Origin of the sequence: Bacillus jepli, from assembly GCF_047238305.1 — a bacterium.
Taxonomy (GTDB): Bacteria; Bacillota; Bacilli; order Bacillales; family Bacillaceae_L; genus Ferdinandcohnia.
Window position 1 is genome coordinate 3,230,917 of record NZ_JBDFMO010000001.1, and the last position, 22,031, is coordinate 3,252,947.

The 22,031-nt window shown below is 34.6% G+C and carries 29 protein-coding genes; 28 read left to right on the top strand and 1 reads right to left on the bottom strand.

The window, feature by feature from the left end:
* Positions 1 to 237 precede the first annotated feature (237 nt).
* Complete coding sequence (locus ABC371_RS16525) at positions 238 to 1,215, top strand: S8 family peptidase (protein ID WP_412897781.1); 978 nt, start codon at positions 238 to 240, stop codon at positions 1,213 to 1,215.
* 306 nt (positions 1,216 to 1,521) lie between these two features.
* Positions 1,522 to 2,169 (top strand): 2OG-Fe(II) oxygenase, encoded by a 648-nt coding sequence (locus ABC371_RS16530; RefSeq protein WP_412899376.1) that lies wholly within the window; start codon positions 1,522 to 1,524, stop codon positions 2,167 to 2,169.
* A gap of 98 nt (positions 2,170 to 2,267) precedes the next feature.
* On the opposite strand, the gene katG is transcribed toward ABC371_RS16530, so the two are convergent.
* Positions 2,268 to 4,484, bottom strand: coding sequence for a catalase/peroxidase HPI (gene katG / locus ABC371_RS16535; RefSeq protein WP_412897782.1), 2,217 nt, complete (start codon positions 4,482 to 4,484; stop codon positions 2,268 to 2,270).
* Between the two features lie 373 nt (positions 4,485 to 4,857).
* On the opposite strand from katG, the gene ABC371_RS16540 reads away from it, so the two are divergent.
* The 26 genes from ABC371_RS16540 to ABC371_RS16665 all read left to right on the top strand — a co-directional run bounded on the left by ABC371_RS16540 (position 4,858) and on the right by ABC371_RS16665 (position 21,994).
* Complete coding sequence (locus ABC371_RS16540; protein ID WP_412897783.1) at positions 4,858 to 5,301, top strand: SRPBCC family protein; 444 nt, start codon at positions 4,858 to 4,860, stop codon at positions 5,299 to 5,301.
* A 14-nt stretch (positions 5,302 to 5,315) separates the two neighbouring features.
* Positions 5,316 to 5,837 carry a GNAT family N-acetyltransferase gene (locus tag ABC371_RS16545; protein WP_412899377.1) on the top strand — a complete coding sequence of 174 codons (522 nt, stop codon included), beginning with the start codon at positions 5,316 to 5,318 and terminating at the stop codon, positions 5,835 to 5,837.
* Positions 5,838 to 5,908: 71 nt separating this feature from the next.
* Positions 5,909 to 6,094, top strand: a complete 186-nt coding sequence (locus ABC371_RS16550) for a DUF2187 family protein (RefSeq protein ID WP_412897784.1) — start codon at positions 5,909 to 5,911, stop codon at positions 6,092 to 6,094.
* 288 nt (positions 6,095 to 6,382) lie between these two features.
* The gene (locus ABC371_RS16555) at positions 6,383 to 6,844 is read left to right on the top strand and encodes a CarD family transcriptional regulator (RefSeq protein ID WP_412897785.1); all 462 of its coding nucleotides are present in this window, start codon (positions 6,383 to 6,385) and stop codon (positions 6,842 to 6,844) included.
* 679 nt (positions 6,845 to 7,523) lie between these two features.
* The gene (locus ABC371_RS16560; protein ID WP_412897786.1) at positions 7,524 to 7,970 is read left to right on the top strand and encodes a GyrI-like domain-containing protein; all 447 of its coding nucleotides are present in this window, start codon (positions 7,524 to 7,526) and stop codon (positions 7,968 to 7,970) included.
* A complete protein-coding gene (locus ABC371_RS16565; RefSeq protein ID WP_412897787.1) occupies positions 7,933 to 8,571 on the top strand; it encodes a GyrI-like domain-containing protein in 639 nt (212 codons plus the stop codon). Before ABC371_RS16560 ends, ABC371_RS16565 begins: the two co-directional genes overlap by 38 nt.
* Before the next feature lie 51 nt (positions 8,572 to 8,622).
* Positions 8,623 to 8,967, top strand: coding sequence for an avidin-fold protein (locus ABC371_RS16570; protein ID WP_412897788.1), 345 nt, complete (start codon positions 8,623 to 8,625; stop codon positions 8,965 to 8,967).
* 78 nt (positions 8,968 to 9,045) lie between these two features.
* On the top strand, positions 9,046 to 9,681 hold the full coding sequence (locus ABC371_RS16575) for a DUF4253 domain-containing protein (protein ID WP_412897789.1): 636 nt from the start codon (positions 9,046 to 9,048) through the stop codon (positions 9,679 to 9,681).
* Between the two features lie 200 nt (positions 9,682 to 9,881).
* A complete protein-coding gene (locus ABC371_RS16580) occupies positions 9,882 to 10,232 on the top strand; it encodes a YciI family protein (RefSeq protein ID WP_412899378.1) in 351 nt (116 codons plus the stop codon).
* A 120-nt stretch (positions 10,233 to 10,352) separates the two neighbouring features.
* Positions 10,353 to 10,685: an HIT domain-containing protein gene (locus ABC371_RS16585; RefSeq protein ID WP_412897790.1), complete on the top strand. Its 333-nt coding sequence runs from the start codon at positions 10,353 to 10,355 to the stop codon at positions 10,683 to 10,685.
* Positions 10,686 to 10,825: 140 nt separating this feature from the next.
* Entirely contained in the window at positions 10,826 to 11,389 is a 564-nt protein-coding gene (locus ABC371_RS16590; RefSeq protein WP_412897791.1) for a class I SAM-dependent methyltransferase, read from the top strand.
* Positions 11,390 to 11,558: 169 nt separating this feature from the next.
* The gene (locus ABC371_RS16595; RefSeq protein WP_412897792.1) at positions 11,559 to 11,936 is read left to right on the top strand and encodes a nuclear transport factor 2 family protein; all 378 of its coding nucleotides are present in this window, start codon (positions 11,559 to 11,561) and stop codon (positions 11,934 to 11,936) included.
* Between the two features lie 77 nt (positions 11,937 to 12,013).
* The gene (locus ABC371_RS16600) at positions 12,014 to 12,466 is read left to right on the top strand and encodes a GNAT family N-acetyltransferase (protein WP_412897793.1); all 453 of its coding nucleotides are present in this window, start codon (positions 12,014 to 12,016) and stop codon (positions 12,464 to 12,466) included.
* An 810-nt stretch (positions 12,467 to 13,276) separates the two neighbouring features.
* The gene (locus tag ABC371_RS16605; protein ID WP_412897794.1) at positions 13,277 to 13,450 is read left to right on the top strand and encodes a PspC domain-containing protein; all 174 of its coding nucleotides are present in this window, start codon (positions 13,277 to 13,279) and stop codon (positions 13,448 to 13,450) included.
* A 54-nt stretch (positions 13,451 to 13,504) separates the two neighbouring features.
* Positions 13,505 to 14,029 (top strand): hypothetical protein, encoded by a 525-nt coding sequence (locus tag ABC371_RS16610; protein WP_412897795.1) that lies wholly within the window; start codon positions 13,505 to 13,507, stop codon positions 14,027 to 14,029.
* A gap of 109 nt (positions 14,030 to 14,138) precedes the next feature.
* Positions 14,139 to 14,924 (top strand): TIM barrel protein, encoded by a 786-nt coding sequence (locus ABC371_RS16615; protein ID WP_412897796.1) that lies wholly within the window; start codon positions 14,139 to 14,141, stop codon positions 14,922 to 14,924.
* A 115-nt stretch (positions 14,925 to 15,039) separates the two neighbouring features.
* On the top strand, positions 15,040 to 15,216 hold the full coding sequence (locus tag ABC371_RS16620; protein ID WP_412897797.1) for a hypothetical protein: 177 nt from the start codon (positions 15,040 to 15,042) through the stop codon (positions 15,214 to 15,216).
* 106 nt (positions 15,217 to 15,322) lie between these two features.
* Positions 15,323 to 15,997 (top strand): SGNH/GDSL hydrolase family protein, encoded by a 675-nt coding sequence (locus ABC371_RS16625; protein ID WP_412897798.1) that lies wholly within the window; start codon positions 15,323 to 15,325, stop codon positions 15,995 to 15,997.
* Between the two features lie 148 nt (positions 15,998 to 16,145).
* Complete coding sequence (locus ABC371_RS16630) at positions 16,146 to 17,252, top strand: glycosyl hydrolase family 18 protein (RefSeq protein ID WP_412897799.1); 1,107 nt, start codon at positions 16,146 to 16,148, stop codon at positions 17,250 to 17,252.
* Between the two features lie 344 nt (positions 17,253 to 17,596).
* Positions 17,597 to 18,073: a hypothetical protein gene (locus tag ABC371_RS16635; protein WP_412897800.1), complete on the top strand. Its 477-nt coding sequence runs from the start codon at positions 17,597 to 17,599 to the stop codon at positions 18,071 to 18,073.
* An 84-nt stretch (positions 18,074 to 18,157) separates the two neighbouring features.
* The gene (locus ABC371_RS16640; RefSeq protein WP_412897801.1) at positions 18,158 to 18,550 is read left to right on the top strand and encodes a hypothetical protein; all 393 of its coding nucleotides are present in this window, start codon (positions 18,158 to 18,160) and stop codon (positions 18,548 to 18,550) included.
* Between the two features lie 29 nt (positions 18,551 to 18,579).
* Positions 18,580 to 19,230: a hypothetical protein gene (locus tag ABC371_RS16645; protein ID WP_412897802.1), complete on the top strand. Its 651-nt coding sequence runs from the start codon at positions 18,580 to 18,582 to the stop codon at positions 19,228 to 19,230.
* Positions 19,231 to 19,467: 237 nt separating this feature from the next.
* On the top strand, positions 19,468 to 19,983 hold the full coding sequence (locus ABC371_RS16650; RefSeq protein ID WP_412897803.1) for a GyrI-like domain-containing protein: 516 nt from the start codon (positions 19,468 to 19,470) through the stop codon (positions 19,981 to 19,983).
* A 102-nt stretch (positions 19,984 to 20,085) separates the two neighbouring features.
* The gene (locus tag ABC371_RS16655) at positions 20,086 to 20,175 is read left to right on the top strand and encodes a tautomerase family protein (RefSeq protein WP_412897804.1); all 90 of its coding nucleotides are present in this window, start codon (positions 20,086 to 20,088) and stop codon (positions 20,173 to 20,175) included.
* Between the two features lie 210 nt (positions 20,176 to 20,385).
* Positions 20,386 to 21,045, top strand: a complete 660-nt coding sequence (locus ABC371_RS16660; RefSeq protein ID WP_412897805.1) for an HAD family hydrolase — start codon at positions 20,386 to 20,388, stop codon at positions 21,043 to 21,045.
* Positions 21,046 to 21,178: 133 nt separating this feature from the next.
* Positions 21,179 to 21,994, top strand: a complete 816-nt coding sequence (locus ABC371_RS16665) for a lipid II flippase Amj family protein (protein WP_412897806.1) — start codon at positions 21,179 to 21,181, stop codon at positions 21,992 to 21,994.
* Positions 21,995 to 22,031: the final 37 nt, after the last annotated feature.

Sequence of the window (22,031 nt, forward strand, 5' to 3'; positions counted from 1 at the left end):
TTTTCTTACTATCCCCAAAATGTAAGCCGATTAATAAGAAAATAGTCTGCGTTTCATAATTGGGACAAAGTGTTCATTTTTTTAATTTTCAGTTTATTAACTTGTTAAAATTGTTCCACCTTGATAAAATGAAACAAACCTTCCCCAACTGATGAAAGTTGCCAACCACACCTAGATTGGACAGAAGGGAATAAAGGTAATTAGTTTTGAAAATTGATTTGAAGGAGGAAAACCATCGTGAAAAATCAAGTCAAATTATTACCGTTTACCATTCAGTCAGTTGTGGATCAAACAAATGAAACACCAGAGGGAGTTCAATTGGTACAGGCGCCTTCAATATGGAATGAAAGCAGTCAAGGTGAAGGCATTGTCATTGCAGTCATTGACACCGGGATTGACACGTCTCATCCAGATTTAAAAGATCGAATTATAGCGGGCCGGAATTTTACAACGGATTATAAGGGAGACCCAGACATATTTGAAGACAATAACGGACATGGTACCCACGTATCTGGTACCATCGCGGCTAGTCTAAATAATGAAGGAGTTGTCGGAGTTGCACCGAAGGCTCAATTATTGAGTTTAAAAGCGTTAACTGGGCAAGGGGCCGGAAATTATGACTGGATCATTGATGCCATTCACTATGCAGTGGAATGGCGTGGTCCGAACAACGAAAGAGTTCGTGTGATTTCGATGTCACTAGGGGGTCCCGAAGATGTACCTGAGTTGCATAAGGCGATTAAACAGGCGGTTAATCAAAAAGTATCCGTAGTCGTTGCGGCGGGGAATGAAGGGGATTCCCAGGAGGATACATTTGAGTATGCCTACCCTGGAGCATATAACGAAGTGATTTCGGTTGGAGCTGTGAACATGGATTTAGAACTTGCACCATTTACCAACACTAATACGGAAATTGATCTTGTTGCTCCTGGTGTTGATGTGGTTTCAACCTACCCAGATAATAAATATGCACAACTAACAGGAACTTCGATGGCAGCTCCGCATGTAGCTGGTGCAATCGGTTTACTGATCAATGTAAGTGAAAAAGAGTTTGATCGAACCCTTAGTGAAGCAGAGGTCTATGCTCAACTCATTAGACGAACTGTACCACTGGGTAACAGGAAAAGCGCTGAAGGAAATGGATTCCTCCAGCTAGACCTAATTGAAAAATTACATGATATCATTTTACCTTCAAGTATGAATGTTACAAATTAAGTGGGACAGAGGGACAGGTTCACTGTCCCAAATGAGGAAGCCTAGATGCAAGTTTTTACTTGTCTCTAGGCTTTTTCCTAATTGTCTTTCATTATTTGTAATTTTTTTCAAAAAAATAATAGAAAAATAGTCTTTCAGGGTATAAAATAAAAAAGCAAATTCATTCAGAAGAAGATTGTAAGAGTTTGCATCCATTTTGAAAAACAGGAGGGACCATAGAAAAGGAATAAACCATTGCTTTCTGTTTTATATCAATCCATTTGTTTTTAAAATTTAAACGATTAAAGAGGTTGATGAAAGTTGACAATGGATGCTACAGATTTACCAATTAAAGAGCCAACTATTTTTAGTCATATTGGCAATAAAATCATAACAGATGATCGAGAAATAAACATTATTGCTAGATTGGAAGAGCCAATAATCGTCCTTTTAGGAAATGTGTTAAGTGATGAGGAATGTGATGAATTAATTAAAGTGTCTAAGGATCGAATGCATCGTTCAAAAATTGCGAATGCCCATGTAGATAACATGAGAACGAGCAGTAGTACATTTTTAGACAACAGTGAAAATGTCATTGTTACAAGAATTGAAAAGAGAATCTCGCAGATTATGAGTATACCAACAGAATATGGAGAAGGTCTTCAAATTCTAAATTATAAAATTGGACAAGAATATAAAGCTCATTTTGACTTTTTCAATTCTTCCAGTAAGGCAAACAACAACCCTAGAATTAGCACACTTGTCATGTACTTAAGCGATGTAGAGCAGGGTGGGGAAACGTATTTTCCAAAGCTTCATTTTTCAGTATCTCCACATAAGGGCATGGCTGTGTATTTTGAATACTTTTATAATGACCAAACTTTAAATGACCTGACCATACATGGTGGTGCCCCCGTAATAGTAGGCGATAAGTGGGCTGCTACACAATGGATGAGAAGGAAAAAAGTGAAATAGAACAGAAATAAAACATCTTCCAAGTCGGAAGATGTTTTATTCTTAATTGCTGTATTACACAGAATGGTACCTATGCAGTCTGACGATTCTTTCTAGACTTAATTACTTGCTAGTTGAGCCTTCTTGTTTTCAACCGATTTAAGATCAAAGCGATCTGCATTCATCACCTTTACCCAGGCTGCAATGAAATCACGCACAAACTTCTCTTTGTTATCCTCTTGAGCGTAAACTTCTGCGAGGGAACGGAGGACAGAGTTTGAACCGAAAACTAGGTCTACTCTAGTGGCTGTATGTACCACTTCACCTGTTTTGCGATCACGACCTTCGTATACGTTTGCTCCTACAGGCTTCCACTGTACTCCCATATCGAGCAGGTTCACAAAGAAGTCATTTGTAAGTTGGCCAACACGATCCGTGAATACGCCGTGCTGTGTGTCATCATAATTTGTACCTAGAACTCGCATACCACCAATCAGGACAGTCATTTCCGGTGCAGTAAGACCAAGAAGTTGCGCCTTATCAATGAGGAGTTCTTCTGGACTCACACTATACTGTTCCTTTTGATAGTTGCGGAAGCCATCAGCGATAGGTTCTAAGACTTCAAAGCTTTCAACCTCCGTTTGCTCAAGTGTCGCATCGCCACGTCCTGGTGCAAATGGAACCGTAACATCAAAACCTGCATCTTGTGCGGCTTTTTCAATTGCTGCACTTCCTCCTAATACAATTAAGTCAGCCAAGCTGATTTCGATATCCAAATCCTTTTGTATGCCTTCTAAAACTTGAAGAACCTGTGCTAGTTGTTCCGGTTGATTCACTTCCCAATCTTTCTGTGGAGCTAGGCGGATGCGTGCCCCATTTGCACCACCTCGATGGTCAGAGCCTCGGTACGTACTTGCAGAAGCCCAAGCGGTTGTTACAAGCGTACTGACTGTAAGACCCGAGTCAAGAATTTTAGCCTTAATCTCAGCGATTTCAGCATCTGTTAAATTATAATTACCAGCTGGAACAGGGTCTTGCCAGATGAAATCATCTTCAGGAACTTCTGGACCAAGATATCTTGCCTTAGGACCCATGTCGCGGTGGAGCAGCTTGAACCACGCACGAGCAAATACGTCTGCAAATTCATCTGGATTCTGGTGGAAACGACGAGAAATTTTTTCGTATTCTGGGTCATGACGCAGTGCCATATCCGCAGTCGTCATCATCGTAGGAACTTTAATGGATGGATCCTCTACATCTGGAGCAAGATGCTCTTCGGCTGGATCTACCACAAGCCATTGCCATGCACCCGCAGGACTCTTTGTCAGCCACCACTCATATCCAAATAAAAGATCAAAGTACCCATTGTCCCACTGGGTTGGGTTAGCAGTCCAAGCACCTTCAATACCACTACCGATAGTGTCGCGGCCATACCCTTTACCGTAAGAACTTTGCCAACCTAAGCCCTGTGCTTCAATAGGAGCAGCCTCTGGCTCTGGTCCAACTTGTGAAGCATCTCCTGCACCATGTGCTTTACCGAAAGTATGTCCTCCAGCGATTAGTGCAACTGTCTCTTCATCGTTCATCCCCATCCGTGCAAAGGTTTCACGAATATCCTTTGCGCTTGCAATCGGATCAGGTTTCCCATTTGGACCTTCTGGATTCACATAAATAAGCCCCATTTGCACGGCTGCAAGCGGATTTTCAAGGTCACGTTCACCAGTGTAACGGTTATCACCAAGCCATTCGGTTTCAGCTCCCCAATAGACATCTTCTTCTGGATGCCAAATGTCTGGGCGTCCGGCTCCAAATCCAATTGTTGGTCCACCCATATCTTCAATGGCAACATTACCTGCTAAAACAAGTAAATCTGCCCATGAAATTTTATTCCCATATTTTTGCTTAATCGGCCAAAGGATTCGTCGTGCTCTGTCAAGGAGAACGTTGTCAGGCCAACTGTTAAGTGGTGCGAAACGTTGGTTACCTGTTCCACCGCCACCTCGACCATCACCAATTCGGTATGTACCAGCAGCATGCCAAGACATACGAATAAACATAGGACCATAATGTCCATAGTCGGCAGGGTACCAGTCTTGACTGTCTGTCATGAGATTACGAAGATCTTGCTTTAAAGCATCGTAATCTAACTTCTTAAATTCTTCAACGTAATCAAAGTCTTCATCCATAGGGTTGGATTTTCGGTCATGTTGATGGAGAATATTCAAGTTTAGCGCATTTGGCCACCAGTCTCGATTTGTATTCCCACTTGCTTTGTTACTAGTAACACCCCCATGAAACGGGCATCCTCCAATGTTTTCATTGCCTTTAGTATCCATTTTTAAATCTCTCCTTCTGTGATAATTTAGTAATTTATACATCTAGTTTTAAGAAACTAGGATGATCATAATTTTCGTGTGATTATTACAATAGAAGAAGGGCAGAGTTGAAAGAAAAATAGACTTTGAAAGTTCTAGAGCATCAGGACTATTATATTTTGAAGTGTAGCCAATTATGATAGATATATAGATCCTAACAAAAGAAGTAAATCATAGAAGCAAAAATGATGTAAGGGACTTAGAAGTATACTTGATTCGGATGTAAGATAAAAAATTATAATATTTTGTATATTACCATTATAATGAAAGGGATGAATATAAAGCAAGTCTGATGCACACACACCTTAAATCCATAGAATGGAGGATTGTGATAATGCCAGAAATCTACCATAAAACATATATTAATGTACCGTTAGAAGTGGTATATAAAACAATTTCAACATCACAAGGGTGGAATGCTTGGTTTACAGATGATACATCTATAGATATAAACCAAGATGGAACCGGTGAAATTAGATTAAGATGGAAAAATTTAGGTAGTAACAATGTAGATATTGAAGATGGGGGCAAGATCATTGAGGCAACCCTTAACAAAAGATTTGTTTTTCAATGGTCACCAGGAGAACAAAATTCTACAGTTTCTTTTGCGCTTGAACCTTATAAAGACGGAACATTAGTCGTTCTTCATGAGACAGGCTACACAAATTCTGAAAAAGACATTAAAGCCTGTATTGATTGTGCTGTGGGATGGGGAGAAGCATTAATCCTATTAAAAATATACTTGGAACATGGAATTGTGTATAAACAGGACTTATAAAAGAGAGGGGGATGATGATCTTGAAATTAATTGAAACAGAAAGGCTGTATTTAAGGAAAATGGTTTTGGAAGATGCAGAAGAGTTATCCAAGGTTCTTTCTGACCCACACTCTATGCAATACTATCCTGAACCATTTAGCAAGGACAAAGTGAAGAAGTGGATTCAATGGAATATTGAAAATTATAAAAGGTATAAACACGGGTTATGGGCTGTTATTTTAAAAGATGGCGAAAAGTTCATTGGAAATTGTGGAATCACCATGCAAATAATCGAAAATGAAACTGTACCAGAGATCGGATTTCACATAATAAAAGATTATTGGAATAAAGGGTACGCAACAGAAGCCGCCATTGCCTGTAAGGATTATGCGTTTAGCGTTTTAAATTATCCCAAGGTATTTTCGTATACCACGGAAAAAAATATTCCGTCTCAAAAGGTTGCAGAGAAAATTGGGATGCAGGAATATAAGATATTTGAGAAAAATGGTGAAAAACAAATTGCTCAAGTAGTATTTAATACTGGGATTCAACAATAATTACATCTTGTATTTAATTGTTCCTGCATTTTTTTATCTTTGCTGAAAATAATAAGTTCGGAGGTGAAAAAATGGCAACTGCTAAAATCGGGGACAATATTGTATTTAAACGAGATGGGGAAAGCTATAAAGGAACTGTTACGGTTGTAAGAGAAAATTCTGTTATTGTTGAGTACGGATACAATGAGGCAAAAGATGAACCTATTACAACGATAGTCAATCATAAAAATTATAAAATATCGAAAGCATCTTCATGAACAAAGGTACTTAAGTAATGCGCGATTGCTGAAATGGGCAGTCGCTTTTTGTGTTTAAGCATAGTAAGGTTTTATGTGGATTAAGAATATACGGATGTAGTGGTTTCGAAATATACGCTAGAAAATTAATCTTCGCCTTAGTGGTAATCAGACACGATTCTAATGTTTTGCTTTTTTAATAAAAAAGTATTGACAAGAAAAATAAATTTATGATATTATTAAAAATTTGATTAAAAAGAATATGTGTGTTAAGGTTAAGAAAGGTTAACATATATGGAGGTGGATTATGTGTTTCAAATTGGTGATAACATTGTTTATCCTATGCACGGCACAGGTATCATTAAAGCCATAGAAGAAAAGGAAATATCAGGTGAAAGACAACAGTATTACGTCATAAAAATGTTGATGGGTAATATGCAAGTCATGATTCCTACGGGTAAAATATTGAGTTCAAATATACGCCCCATTACTGACATAAATGCATTAAAGGACATCATCCACATTTTTCAGCATGGAGAATCAGATCGATTACTGCTGTGGAAACAAAGGTATAAAGTGAACACTAACAAAATAAAAACGGGTAAAATCCAAGAATGTGCTGAAGTTGTTCGTGATTTAATGCGTTTGAATAAAGAGAAGGCTCTTAATACAAGCGAAAAGAAAATGTTAGATAACGCACATGAATTTTTGATTAGTGAACTGGAATTGATCAATGGAATTACCGAAAATCAAATAAAAAGTTTCTGTTAAGGTTAATTTAAGATAGTGTATACATCTCCCGAAAATATCAATATTTTTGGGGAATATGTTTAAAATCTTTTCAAAGACATTCAACTTCTTCAACTCACCTTTAGGGCATTAACCTCATTTGTTATTTCTACCATTTAATCCATTTTATTCTTTGAATTTCTTTTATAAAACGATAAAATAGTCATTTGATTTTTGCAATCCTGATTCACACTGGCACGGCCAAGGAGCCGTAAGGATGAAAGAGAGGTAGGGCTTTCATTGTTTTAGGTATACAATAATAAATAAGTCATTATTTCTATAAGAAAAAACAAGCAATTTCACCACTATCTTTAAGAATTTTCCACATCGCTGAGACAGAGAATAGAAATTGTTTATATCTTTAAGTAAAAGAGAAAAACGAATTGTAACACCATATGGTCAACTGCAAAAATGGTTTCCAGACTAGGAACCATTTTTTGTTTTTTAGGATTTATCTAAGGGATTTAAAAAAATGATAATTGAACTAAGGGTGCGTTAATTTAAGAGTGATATTAACCACCTTTTAAGAATTCCATATTGAACAAATGTCGAATTACAGTTGCGTACCAGAAATCCTTACTTCAATGCAGGAAGTAAGGATTTTTTATTGAATTAATAAAATTAGAATATTATGGATTTCATGTAGATGGGAGAAGTTAATATGTCGTTTATGATGGTTGAGAAAGAATTTAAGCTTGTTGGGTTAAAAGGTAGTGGGGAGTTTGTTAACTATGGGGATGAAGTACCCTTACTTGCAAAGCAACTATTAAGTCGCTCAAGGGAAATCCAAAATTCAACAGAGACCGAAATAGCCTTATTTGAGCCTAAAAAGGATGAGGAGCATAGGATAGGTGATTATTATATAGGGTTAATTGTAAGCGAGAAATTAAATGAAGTACCAACTGGAATGTATTATATTGAGATAAATAAAAGGTACATAACTACAAGAGGGAATATATTAAACTTGGGAGAACTTCATTTGAATTTATTGGATTGGGCAGAAGAACAAGGTTATCAAAGAGATCTCGATTCTTATATTATCGAGACATATCACCCTATGGGGGAAGGTTTTGAAGAAGTACAGGTTTATTTACCAATTCAAGCTTAACAAATCAAAAACCATCTTTAACAAACGAAGCAAGTCAGTACAAGTGGGAATTACGCTAAGAGATAAACGGAATAATAAGTCTTATAACAATGTAATTAGTACTATGTTTAAAAAAAAAGAAGTAAAAATGGGAATCTCGTTAACGTTCAATGGACTAAAAGAAATTACGGAAAAGAAATTAGTCGGTTATCGTGTCGTTTGCAGTGATATAACAGGGTATGGTCAAGAAATTCCGAAGGCATCTTTGTTATTGGAGCAACGCAAAGGTGAAATCATGCATTTAGTCGAACCAGTTCATCTCATCGGAGCATTTAAAGTAACGGAGTTATCTGATGAAGATGATGGTTACTGGGTTTGTTACGAGGTTAATGAATTTGAGATGATCCCTGAAGGAATGGTATGTTTTATGGTCCCTACACAAAAGTATGCAGTCCTCCATTTTAAAGGACATGCATCTCAAATTTATCATGTATATACTCATTTACATGAATGGATTAATGAGAATGGGTATAAGCGTTTACCTGAAGAGTGGACACTAGAAATTTACTCTAAATGGACTGAAACAGAAGATATTGTATATCTATGTGATCCGATTTTATAAATTTAATTTTCGCAGATTGAGAAATGCGCTTAACAAAGGGAAGGAGAAAAAATGATAAATTATAATGGTCGTAGATTTGTTCCAATTGAAAATACAGCTAATGGTGAAGTTTCTTCAAAGACTATTTTTGAATACAAACAAGAGAGGCATATCATCTCAGCAACATATAGTGGAGGCGAAATTATAAAAGGAACATTGGTTGGAGTAATAAAAGAAGACGGTTGCTTAGAGTTTAGATATAACCACGTTAACAACAAAAATGAAATTAGAGGCGGAAAATGCGTATCAACTCCTAAAATCTTATCAGATGGGCGAATTAGGTTATATGAAAATTGGGAATGGCTTGACGCTGAAGTAACTGAGGGAAATTCAATTATTGAGGAAATTAGTATATAAAACTAGTAAAGGGTGCGATTTTACAAATAAAGAGCAAATAAATGTAAAAAAGATACTTTCATAAGTAGGTGGCGCCAAATGAATTTGAAGATTTTTTTCGGATTAGGGAAAAAACACAAAAACGAAATAAATGATGAAATTGTTAAAGAACCGGGATTTACTCAAGAAGTATTAAATATCATAAAGCAAGTTTCTAATAACAATTTACAACCATTAAAGATAAATGATTTATATAACGAAGATGGAATTACAACAGTAGGAATATCTTTTATGACCTTGGAAGAGAAAGCCGAAAAGCTGGTTGTTGAACTTCAATCTAAAATTAAACATCTAGGCTATTATGCTTTTATTAATGAACGGAATTTTATTAAGGGTAACAATAGTAAATGTAGAATAGGAGTTTTAAAAGGAACTGACCAGTTTGAACTTCTGAAAATTTTACAAACAAATGGAGACAATTATGATATTAGTAATGATGATGTTATTTCAAAACTAAAGCAATGGAATAAACGTTATCCTTTTTCTATTATCGGCGCTGATTTTGATTGGATTGAAGCAGAATTCTTAGTGCTGCCCTCAGACCAACACATACAATCATTTGCTAAAGAAATGTATGAATTTTGTCCAGATATCGTCGAACAAGGAACTGGAAGTATTGAAGAACTAATTGAAGAAATCAAGGAAACGAAAAAATTTTACTTGTGGTGGGACTAATAAACTTTATTTCTTACTACCGTTCATTCAATAAGAGAAGATGAATAGTATCGATCTATTACTTACTTTTGCAGTTGTTCATTTTGTTATGTGGAAATTAATAACTATAAAGAAGAATGAAGCGAAAAAAGAAAAATAGATTATTACTATTAGATGGTCAATTAGAGGATATTCTTCTAAAAAAGAAGGAGGAAATTTTTATGCTGTTTATGCTGATTGTCAAAGCCTCGAAAAATTCGGAAGCAGGAAAACTTCCGAGCTCTGAGCTTATGGGAGCAATGGATAAGTACAATGAGGAATTAGTTAAGGCTGGCGTACGGGTTATGGCTAAAGGACTTCATCCAAGTTCAAATGGGATTCGCATTTCGTATCCGATACCAGAGGAAAAGCCTGTGGTTACGGAAGGTCCTTTTACGGAATCGAAAGAACTGATTGCCGGGTTCATTTTGATTGATGTGAAATCAAAAGAAGAAGCTATCGAGTGGGCCATGAGGATGCCGGACCCGCAAGGACATGGGGAAGGTCAGATTGAATTGCGTCAAGTATTTTAGGCGCAATCTGAGTGATTAATTATTAGATTACATATATTAACAAATCACCAAACAGCTTAGTTGAACTATGGAATAGAATAAATTAGAAGAAAAAAATAGTATTTTTTTAGGGAGGGCATTATGACTGAAGACTTTTATTGTGATGAAGTTTTAAGTGGTAAAACCCAAGTAAATACAGTGATAGAGACAGAAAATGTATTAGCCTATTATCATACAAGACCTTTTTATCCAGTCCATATTGTTGCTATACCAAAGAAGCATATACCTTCTTTAATTACATTAGAAGAAAGTGACAACGAATTATTAATAGAATTACTAGGAGTAATTAAAAAGGTTGCAACTATGGTTACTGAAGAAAACGGTGCATGTAGAGTAATTACCAACCTAGGAGATTATCAGGATTCAAAACATCTCCATTGGCATATAGTCTCTGGGGAACCATTGATAAAATAAAATCGTGCTAGAGTGTGACAGAGAAACAGAAATTTATAAATCTTGAAAAAGACAATAAAATAACGTAATTACCATTCTTTTCTATATGTTTTTAATTGGGATAATATAACTATATTAATCACTAAAGATCGGGGTACTATATGAACAAACTTCAAGATGAAATAAAGGTTGTTATCGGAGCGGGAGAATATGTTAATAATCCTGGTTGGATACATACACAGGAAGAAGAATTAAATCTATTAAACGAAGAAATGTGGGAAAACAGATTCAGTGAGAGTTCAATAAAAGCTATTTTGGCTGAACACGTCTGGGAACATCTTACTTACGAAGAAGGTATTGAGGCAGCGAAAATGTGTATTAAATACCTAAAACCTTCTGGCTACATTCGTTGTGCGGTACCTGATGGTTATTTTCCGGATGAATCTTACCAAAATACTGTCCAAGTAGGGGGACCTGGACCAAAAGACCACGCAGCAGCAAGTCATAAAATAGTTCACAATTATAAAACTTTAACAAAAATGTTTGAAAGTGCGGGATATAAAGTTAAATTGCTTGAATATTGTGATGAGGAAGGGAGTTTTCATCAGAATACTTGGGACGGTGCCGATGGTGTAATTTTTCGTTCTAAGAAGTTTGACCCAAGAAACCAAGGCGAAAAACTCGTTTTTCCTTCTTTAATTATTGATGCTCTGAAACTAGCATAAATTATAAGTACGTGAAGACATATACTTGAACTAAAGCAGCGATATTCCAAGAAGGATTATCGCCTATTTTGTTGAAAATAGTAAGTTAGTCGTGCAGTTTTACTTTAACTTAGGTCCCCTAGAAAAGGAATTGTTACAGATACCATTAAATCATAGGGAGGAATGAAAATTGAACACTATAGAGGAAGTATTAAATGCCTATTTTATCGCATGGAATAAAGGATTCATTAGCAAGAATGGTGATGGAATTAAAGCTTATATGTCAAAGAGTTTTATAGGATATTGGGCTCATTCGAATATAGATAATCCGGAACCGTATTATTATGACTATGACCTCGATAGTGTATTAAGACAAATGGACAATGCTGAAAAAATTTTTGAAATTGCTTCAATCACTGAGCGTAAAAATGGAGAAGAATATTTAATTTTAGGTAGAGAAACGAACACAATAAATGGTGAACCTTACTCTGCTCAATGTATGTTTGTATGGAGAAAAGAAGATAATGCGTGGAAATTATTAAGAGAATATATTGAATTGGAAAGGTAGGTTCTTCGTACAGTAACAGGTCTTTTCAAAAAGAAATAAAATATGAAAAGAAAATCCAGATAATAGGGGAGAGAAATATGGTCATTCGCAAACTAAATCTCAATGAACAGCCCCCAATGGATTTGTTGTTATTAGCTGACCCTTCGAGGATACTCGTTGAGGAATATATGCAAAGGGGAGAATGCTTTGTAGCTGAAAGCGACGGTCAAATCATTGGAGTATATGTACTACTCCCGACAAGACCTAAAACGGTGGAGCTGGTAAATATAGCAGTAAAAGAAACCCACCAAGGCAAAGGAGTGGGTAAACAATTGGTAATGAATGCAATTGAAGTAGCTAAGTCGATGGTATACAGAACCATCGAAGTCGGTACTGGAAATTCAAGCATTGGACAAATAGCACTCTATCAAAAATGTGGTTTTAGAATAGCGGGTATTGATATAGATTTCTTCATTAGGCACTATTCAGATGCAATTTTCGAAAATGGAATACAGTGCAGGGATATGGTGAGATTAGCTCTAGATTTGTAGGTTGAAAAAGTAAGTTTCTAACTAATGGGTATTAAGTATCATTGTAGAAACTTTTATTTTTAAAGGAACATTTGACTATACCTAAGGAGCCGTTAAGTTAACAGGAGATAACCATTAATAAAGTTATTCTGTAATAGGGACCTATCAAGGTCCTTTTTACTAGTCTAGCATTTAGAAAATGCCAATTTTTTGCGGGCTAAAAACTAAAAGATAGCAATAGCGAAAGAAGGATTATCCCTTTGAGCATTGAAGTTATAAATGTAAATGTGCATGCATTTGAATGTAATAAAAAGTTGTGTTAATCAAAATGAAGTGGGGAGGAACTATCGTTTGAAAGTAAATTACAAAAAGGTGTTAGGTTACTTACTATATTTTTGGGGTTTCTTTATTTTGTTCGTTTTTGTCAGCAATGTAAATGCCTATTTTCACTACATGTCGAATGAACAGTTTAGAATATATCCTTGGCAGATACTAAAAGTTTTAATTTATTTCCCAATTGGGGTTTATCTGGGACTTCCTGACTTTTTAGTAAAAATGAAAAAGAAGGGAAAATGGACACTTAATTTTTATAAGATTTTATTGGTAGGGCTACCTATGATGTATCTATCTTTTTACTGGTACATTCCCCTTTCATTCCCAATTCCCAATGTTCTAACCTTCACAAACTCTATATTTAGTTTGGGAACTATCATTGCTGGTTTTATTTTTATTAACAGCTTTAGCAAAGTATAAAAAAATAGAAAAGTTGTAGTGTCAAACAAGTTTATGAACCAATTAAGTAACATAACAATACTTAGAGGGGGAATTGAAATGTTACAAAAGTTTTCTAAATCAATCACTGATAGGGCCCTATTTGGAGTATGTGGAGGAAAAGCTGAGTCTCTTGGTATTTCTCCCCTAATTGTAAGGACTATTTTTTTCGTAACTGTTGGGTTTTCTATCTATTTGTATATATTTTTAGCAGCCGTATTACGAGATAAATGACCCTCGTAATTTCTTATCGAACTTTAGTTAATGGTGTTTTGAGGAGGTTTTAACTTGGTTAAGAATCAACAATATAAAAGTATACTGTTAGCTTTTTTATTTACTTTAGTACTATTGGTGATCCTTAACGTAATTCCACCTCTTCAAACGGTAAGGTTTATTGAGCAGTTACATTCGTCGAGAGGAGGAAGTTTATTGGTTACTAATATAGTGATTTTCTGGATTGTCTGGGGCGTATTATTTATGTACTTCTTAACACCATGTAAAAGTTTGGTAACTTTTGAATCTCACAAAGACAGTGATATAGCATTTAAAAATGTTTTTAAAGAAAGTTTAACTAAAATTGTGATGCATAAAAAAGCGATTCTTGCTCTACTAATGTTGATCATTACTTTAGTTTTTATCTGGTCTTATTACTCACAACTTGAATGGTATAATCTTGCTCATGGTGTAGGGGAAGTGTCTACAGAACCAAAATTTTTAGGAATATACTACATCGTAAGTGTAATAATATATTCGGTACTACTCTTTCTTTTTTTAGCACTTAGAAGAACCTTTTCGTTAATAAAAATGCCTTAAGATAAAGTTCACGTTATAATGATGGCAAAATATACAAAAGGTATTTATTATTTGAAAGGTGTGAGTAACAAAAATGCATAGTTGTATAGGACTTTCTGGAAGTGTAATTATGACAGATCCAGATAAATTTCCTTTATTATTTAGTAATGAGAATGTGAGTCATATAGAGATTGGTGAGTTTCCAAGCGAAGGGTCTTTAAAAAATTTCTTAGAATTGTTACATAAGAAAAATCTTACATTTGGTCTACACTCCCCTTTGTATAGAAATCAAAGTAAATATGATTTGCTAGAAAAAGTACAATTTGAACCTGAACAGGCTTGGGAACAGTTTCAATCAGAAGTTAAATTTATGTCCCAATTAGGGGCTGAATATATCTTAGTTCACTTTCCTTATTTTAAAGTAGAAAATGACATAGATACATCTGAAATGATCGAAATTGGCTTAAAAAGATTACATGAGCTTCAAGAAAGGTATTCGATATCTATTGTTTGTGAACCGAAACTGGGACTTAACAGATCAGCGTTTGGGATAAAAGCTCTTGATCAATTTCCAATTGAGATTTGGGACAAGTATGGCATCAAACTTTGCATAGATATAGGGGATTACTTGTTAGCGACTGGTGACAAAGCGTTAGATTATGTAACGAAGTGGAAAAGGCATATAAAAGTAGTTCATTTACACAATGTAGAGTTTCATAATAATAAATACATATGGGTACCTGTTCACCCATCTCATGAAAAAGGCAATTCACATTTTAAGGTAAAGGATTTAATTTATCAGCTGTCGAAAAGTTCCGGTGTGTTTTTTATCTTCGAACATACACCACATACAAATCCTACAGAAGCATTTGTCAATGAGGGAATTAGTTGGGTAAAAGAAATCATTAGAGGATAACCCAAATATGTTGCGATAATCTAAAAATGGATTATCGCTTGTTTTTGTTGAAGAAGGTGAAATTAGCTAATGTGTCGAATGTTTAGTAGTATTGGAAAAATCAGGGGGATTCTCAATGTTTTGGTATATAGCAACTATTATATTTGTTATCTATGTAATATATAGTCTTTCATCTATTAAATATCAATTAGGATTAATTTCAAAACATCTACATGTTAAAGAAGAACAGATGGAAAAGGTAAGTAATGATGAGATTGAGAAACAATTAGAAGAAGATTTAAAACAGAAATAAGGGTGCAATAATCCAAGTAAGATTAAAGCACTTTTTGTTGACATGAGCCTCTTTTAAACAAGTAATTACAAATTTGTTAAGTCCAATAAAAGGGAGGAATTTAACATTGAAGATCGGACTAGTAGGTGATAGTTTAACGGAAGGTCGTCCGGGAGTGTCTTTTGTGAACATTTTAAAAGAAAACTATCCAACTATTTCATTTGATAATCTCGGCAAACCAGGGGAAACAGTAAAAAGTTTGCATACACGTTTAATAAAAACAAAATTAGATTATGATCTTATTTTCCTTTGGATTGGAGTCAATGATGTTTATTCAAAATTGTTGAGAGTCCAAGCGCAGCCTGTTGCAAACGATCCTGAAGAATTTAAGGAGTACTACAACAAAGTATTAGAAATGGTTGCAGCGTCATCTAAACAGGTGGTTACAGTTTCGCCAGCCTTAGTGGGTGAAACTTCACAGAATGAATCAAATAAAGAAATAAAAAAATTATCCTCCATCATCGAATCCCTCTCTAAAAATCATGTAAATGTAAGTTTTCTGGATATGCATTCCGTATTTGAGAAACACCTCTCTAGAGTAACTAGTTCAGATTACGTAAATATCAAAGTGATGAGAGTGATGTTTGATGTTCTCCTATATAAAAATCCAACTAGTATTGACCGGTTATCACAAAAACGAGGACTTCATTTCACGTTAGATGGTATACACTTAAATAGTACTGGTGCAGCACTTGTAGCAGACGAATATTCGACTATGATAGACCGACTCCTTCAGCCATAAATACTTAATGCGCTACAAAAACCGAAATTCTCAAATTAACTTGTGATGCTCTTATTCTTGAAATCCTTTAAGAGGGGGAGTCAATTCGTGAATAAGAAACACCTTTTCTAATCAACTTAGTAATAACAAAATTAGAAGTAGGTGTAGTATGGAGAGAAATTATTTTCGAACATTCACCATCATTTCGTTAAGCATGTTCTTATTGCTATTGTCATCGTGTAATCAGGTAAAAAATGAAGAGGAACCCAAAAATGAAAGAACTCCCCGTGAAGTGTTAGGTTTCTACACAGAACAGGAAGGAACGTATCCAGGCTCTCAACCTAAAGTTAACTCGCAATTCACCAGTTTAAGCAGCATTGCGCCTTTTTGGTATAAGCTTGATGATAATCGTCCAGGCAATCTTATCGCTTCCGTTTCATCAGATCATAAACGAAAGGTTATTCAGAGTGCTCATAATAAAAACCTGAAGGTATATATGGTTGTACATAATCTCTTCTATGAAACCGTGGAGAAAGGAAAACAAGTAGCGAGTAATGTACTTAATAACAATAAAAACCGGTATATTTTCATTCAGAACCTACACAATGAAATAGCTCAGTTTAAATATGATGGTATCAATATCGACATGGAAAATTTGAATTTGACTGACAAAGATTCCTTTAGTCTGATGATAAAAGAATTGTCCGATTCTCTGCATCGTGATGGAAAAGTATTGACGGTTTCAGTCCCGGCAAACACTGGCGATTCCCGCGCCAATCCCTGGTCTCCGTGGTTTGATTACGAAAAACTTGGCCAATATTCGGATGGGTTAATGATTATGACCTACGATGAACACAACCCAAGAACAAAACCTGGTCCAACAGCATCAGTTGATTGGACGGAAGCAACGATTCGTTATGCCTTGAAACAGAGAGTACCACCATCAAAGATTTTACTCGGGATCGCAGGTTATGGATGGGACTGGGATACAACAGCAGACAAAGGTGAATATAGCTCTTATGCACAGTTAATGGATCAAAAAGAAAAGTATAAAGCGAAAGTGATTTGGGATTCCGATTCTCAAACACCTCATTTCAGTTACGTAGATAATGAACAACATAGCCACCAGGTATGGTTTGAGGATAGCAAGAGTCTTCGGTTTAAGTTAGACCTTGTAGAAAAATATGATTTAAAAGGAATCGGGATTTGGCGACTTGGTTTAGAAGACCCAGCGTACTGGACGACCATACCAGAGAAAATAGAGGTAAAAAAGTGATGGACTGATCATCCAAATCTTGAATATATTTGAAACAAAGGTTTGTATGGTTTCATTACATTAAAAAGCTATTCCTTAGTTACAACGTGTGCGATTCCGAGGAGGATTATCGCCTATTTTGTTAAAGTAATTAGGGTAAAGAGGCAGAATACTTAAATAAGGCGATCATTAAATTGGTCGTCTTTTTCTGTAAAATAATTCAAATATCAATGGAATATTATGTTAATATTAGGTTGCGAATGGGTGAGCAGATTTATTTTATTAGTACTCTTTATTTTACATCGTAAAATAGGATTTTTAATTAAAATGAGGAATACTTTGGAGGGAATTATGGTTAAAAATAATTGATGATTTTTGGGGTAACGCTACTTGTCCTTGTATTAATTGCCATTCCTATTAACAAGTTTTTTAGTAATCCAAATTTTATGAAGGATGAATGGACAGGAGAACCACCTGATATAAAGCTAGTTTTTGAGGAAGAGCAAATAATAATGATGCACTCAAATGTGAACTGGACTAGACCGGATAGATCACAAAGCAAATTAGAAAAAAATCCTGTTGTAGCGGCTGAGGAATATTCCAATAATAAAAAGTTGCCCCGTGAAAGTAAAGTGAAAATTATTGTTATCGATCATGAAAATAAGCTAGATAATGCTATTCTAACGGCATTTCTATGGGAGAATACAAAAAAGAACGAAGAACTTGAGATTCATAATGAGTATCTACTACTTCCAAATAAGATAGGTAAATTTACTTTGGCTATTAAAGTTAAAGATGAAAAAGGGTATGTAGAAAGTGTCACTAATATTGAATTATATTAGTATATGAAAAAATAATTAAACAAACGAAGCAGTTATGCTTTATAAGGCAATATTGAAATTGTTTTAATTAAATGGGGGGCTTAGATGATACTAAGAAAATTTTTAGGATTTGTTTTAACCACTCTCTTAACTGGATTATTTCTCACTCTTTTTTTTGCAATAATGGATGGCTTTGATAATTTATTTGCTGCATTTGGTATTCTTCTTGTAGGTACAGCACCATTTATGCTTCTCATTGGCTTACCAGTATCTATCTTCTCCGATTATCTAACAAAGAATTTAAACGGCAAACAAAGATTTAAAAAGGCATTTTTGATTTATATTATCTTTGGCCTAATCATTGGATTAGTTCTTTGTTTCTTTTTTGAGCATTTCTTTCTTGTTGTAATAACAATAGTAGCCTCATTAATATTCTGGATAGTTGATGAAATTTTGAGAAAGAAACTAACGAAGCAAAAGAATTTTTCTTTAAAATAACTAATTCATAATTAATTCAGGGGGTGTCTATGAAACAAATAATTTGTACGACTCTGTTTTTTGTACTCTTTCTGGTTCTTCATACGCTTGTATCCTGGTTATTTCCGTTTTTATTTTATGTATGGTACGTAGTTTGGCCAGTGATTGGACTGGTTTCTTTATTAGTATGCAAGTTTATCTATAATTGGTTAGAACGACAGGAAAAAAGGTATTTACCACCTAAAAGACAAGCAACAGTCTTTTTCTCCTTAGTGTTTGTAGCAATTTCTATATTTGGTTTTCAATACTGGAATAGTTATCAAGAAAAATCGTTGAAAGATGTATTAGACAGGTATAGTTATCCAAAAGAAATATCAATAGACACTTATAGTTATCTGAAAAAAATATCTATAAATACAAATATGGATTCTTGGAAAATCAGGGATTCCCAAACTATTAGTGAATTAATGGAGTTTTTATCCCAATATAAGGTGAAGAAAACGAGAAAAGAGCGTGAATATCAAATTTCCGAATCCACCTATGAAATAATGTGGAAGAATGAAAAAGGTCTTAATGGACCAGCTATGGTGATGATAAAAATTGGGGAGAACCATATTTGGATAATAGGGGAGGATCATTACAATGTGTTAAATGCTCCTGTGGATATCGGGAGGATAAAAAGCTATAGTTCGAGAGATTAATATGTTATTTTATGAGCGAAAGAGTCAGAAAATAAATTTTTTTTACTATCGGGTAGCAATACTTAAACAAGGCGATCATAATGGTCGCTTTTTCTTATTTAAAATTTTTATATTAAATTTGGAATATTATGTTAGTATGGTGGTAACAGATTTTATACTAGGAGCAGATATATAGTATTGGAAGGTAAGATACTAGTTTATTACTAGAAATATGAAGTATTTACAGGGGATGAAGAAATGAATCATGTTTTTCAGGAATTGGTGGAAAAGCATAAGCCGAAAATTGTAGATAAAAGGGAATTTAGAGTTGTTGGAATATCGTGTAATACAACAATGATGGATAAAGACATTAAAGTCCCTAATATTGTTGAGGAATTCCATTCTTCTAGAATTGGCGAGGTCAAAAATAGAATTGATGAAACAATCTCTTATGGTATTTTTGTTGACCCGCCAAACTTTAACCCCGAAAAAGATGAGTTTACTTGGATTGCTGGCGTAGAAGTATCAAATGATGAAGATATTCCAATAGATATGATGTCTATTACCATTTCCGCCCATCAATATGCTGTACTAGAATTTAATCCAAAGACTGATGATATTAATCCCTATCAGTTTTTATACCAATGGTTTACGAGCAAAGGATATGAAGAAGCGGATCTCATTGGTTTTGAAGTGTATAACCCATATAAAGGTGTAGATTCGAATTATATCCTGCATTTACCTGTAAAAAAAGTCAGAAGAGGTATTAAATAAACGAAAATGACATCAGTTTAATAAGCAGTGGTATGGATTGCTGCTATTCTATATGTGTTTGTCAATTAAAAATATGAACAGCGGGATTTTATCCGTTTTTTTTTGCACACTTTAATTAATGAAATGCCTCCAGAACATTGGGGGATTGCAGGAGAATCCGTGAAAAAGCGAACACAAAATGGTGAGGAGTGACTGGGAAAACTAAGCGTATTACTATTAATTAAATGAATTGAATCAAGTAGCCCAATTCTATGTTGTACATAAAAAAACAGTAACTTTCAATAACTTCGATTCTGCAAAGATCATCAAAGATGGTCTTTGTTTTTTTGGAAAATATGTGGAATGTTATGATAATATTCCATATAAGAAAGGTTGTGAAATTATTTGAGAGGTTATAAGGCAATGCTATTTGATTTAGATGATACCTTACTTAATAGGGATAAGGCAGTAGAAAAAATGTTTCTAATGATTTTAGAAAAGTGTTATGAGGAAGATATTAAAGAATCAACAAAAAACGACATGCAACAATCATTCAAAGACTATGATAAAAGAAGCTACGGCATTAGTGATAAAACACAAGTGTTTGAATCTTTTTTTGATGAATACCCGCCAAAAGTTAGATTGCCTCACAGATATAGTCAAGATTTTTGGAACGAGAACTTTCCGCAATGTTTTTCTATAGATCAAAATACTATACATATCGTAAATACTATAAAGATGCATGTTAAGGTTGGAATTATAACAAACGGTTCAACACTGAGACAAAAAGCAAAAATAATGAACACTCATTTAAATCGTTGTTTTGATACAATCATTATTTCTGAAGAAGTGGGATTTAGTAAACCTGATGAACGCATATTTGAATTAGCCTTACATAAGCTTAACGTGCGTCCGGAAGAAGCATTATTCGTAGGAGATGACATAGTAAAGGATATTGGTGGTTGCCAAAATGCAAATATGAAGGGCATATGGTTCAATCCTCATAAGAACAAGAATGAAACCGAAATAAAACCTTATGCCGAGATCCAATCTTTTGATAGATTATTAAGTTATCTTATTTAAAGAGATAAACCATAAGTTTTTCACTTCACTATTATTTTTATTAAAATAATGATTGCTGTAGGTTAGCACAAAAGTAAGTGCTTTTTATGGTAAAATAAGGATACTAGTTTAATATGAAAAAGAAGGTAACAGGATGGAGTTCATAAATGAAAAATTATTATTTATAGCATTGTTTATTTTTATCATCCATTCGATTGAAACACTAGCTTATGCTGTGAGGTTATCAGGTGCAAGGGTTAAGATGATTGCCTCAGCTTTATCACTTTTTAACATAATGGTGATCGTTTCAAGAATGGCAAACATGATGCAACAACCTTTCACCGGGAGTTTAATTGATAATGCTCCTAAAGAGAACGCATTACAGTATGTTGAAGCCCAATTTCGAATTCTAATTAGTGCATCAACAGCTGGAACAGTATTTGGAATCATTCTCCTTCCAACTTTTATTGCTTTATTTTCAAGAGCAATCATACATTTATCAGAGGAAAGAGGTTCTGTACCTTCTTTAATGAAAAGGATATTTTCTCTACAGTACATAAAGCGTGGCATAACACATTTTAGTCTTCCTAAGTTTACATACTTGCAGGATGCAAGAATAAAAGATATGCCCATTAGATTATTTTTTATAAATATGATAATTACAGCTATCTATACAATCGGCGTTTTATCTGCACTGTATGCAGCTTTATTGGCTCCAGAAAGAGCATCTACTGCCATTATGGCCTCAGGTTTAATAAATGGGATCGCAACAATCCTTTTGGTTATCTTTATAGATCCTAAATTATCTGTAATAGCAGACGATGTTGTTAATCAACGTGGGAGTTACAATAAATTAAAGAGTATGTCGTTAATGATGGTAACTTCAAGATTACTTGGTACAATACTTGCTCAATTTTTGTTCATTTGGGGAGCAAGATATATAGCTTGGTTTACAAAATTCATAGTATAGATGTTTAGCTATTTTAAGCGGTATTTTACGAACAATG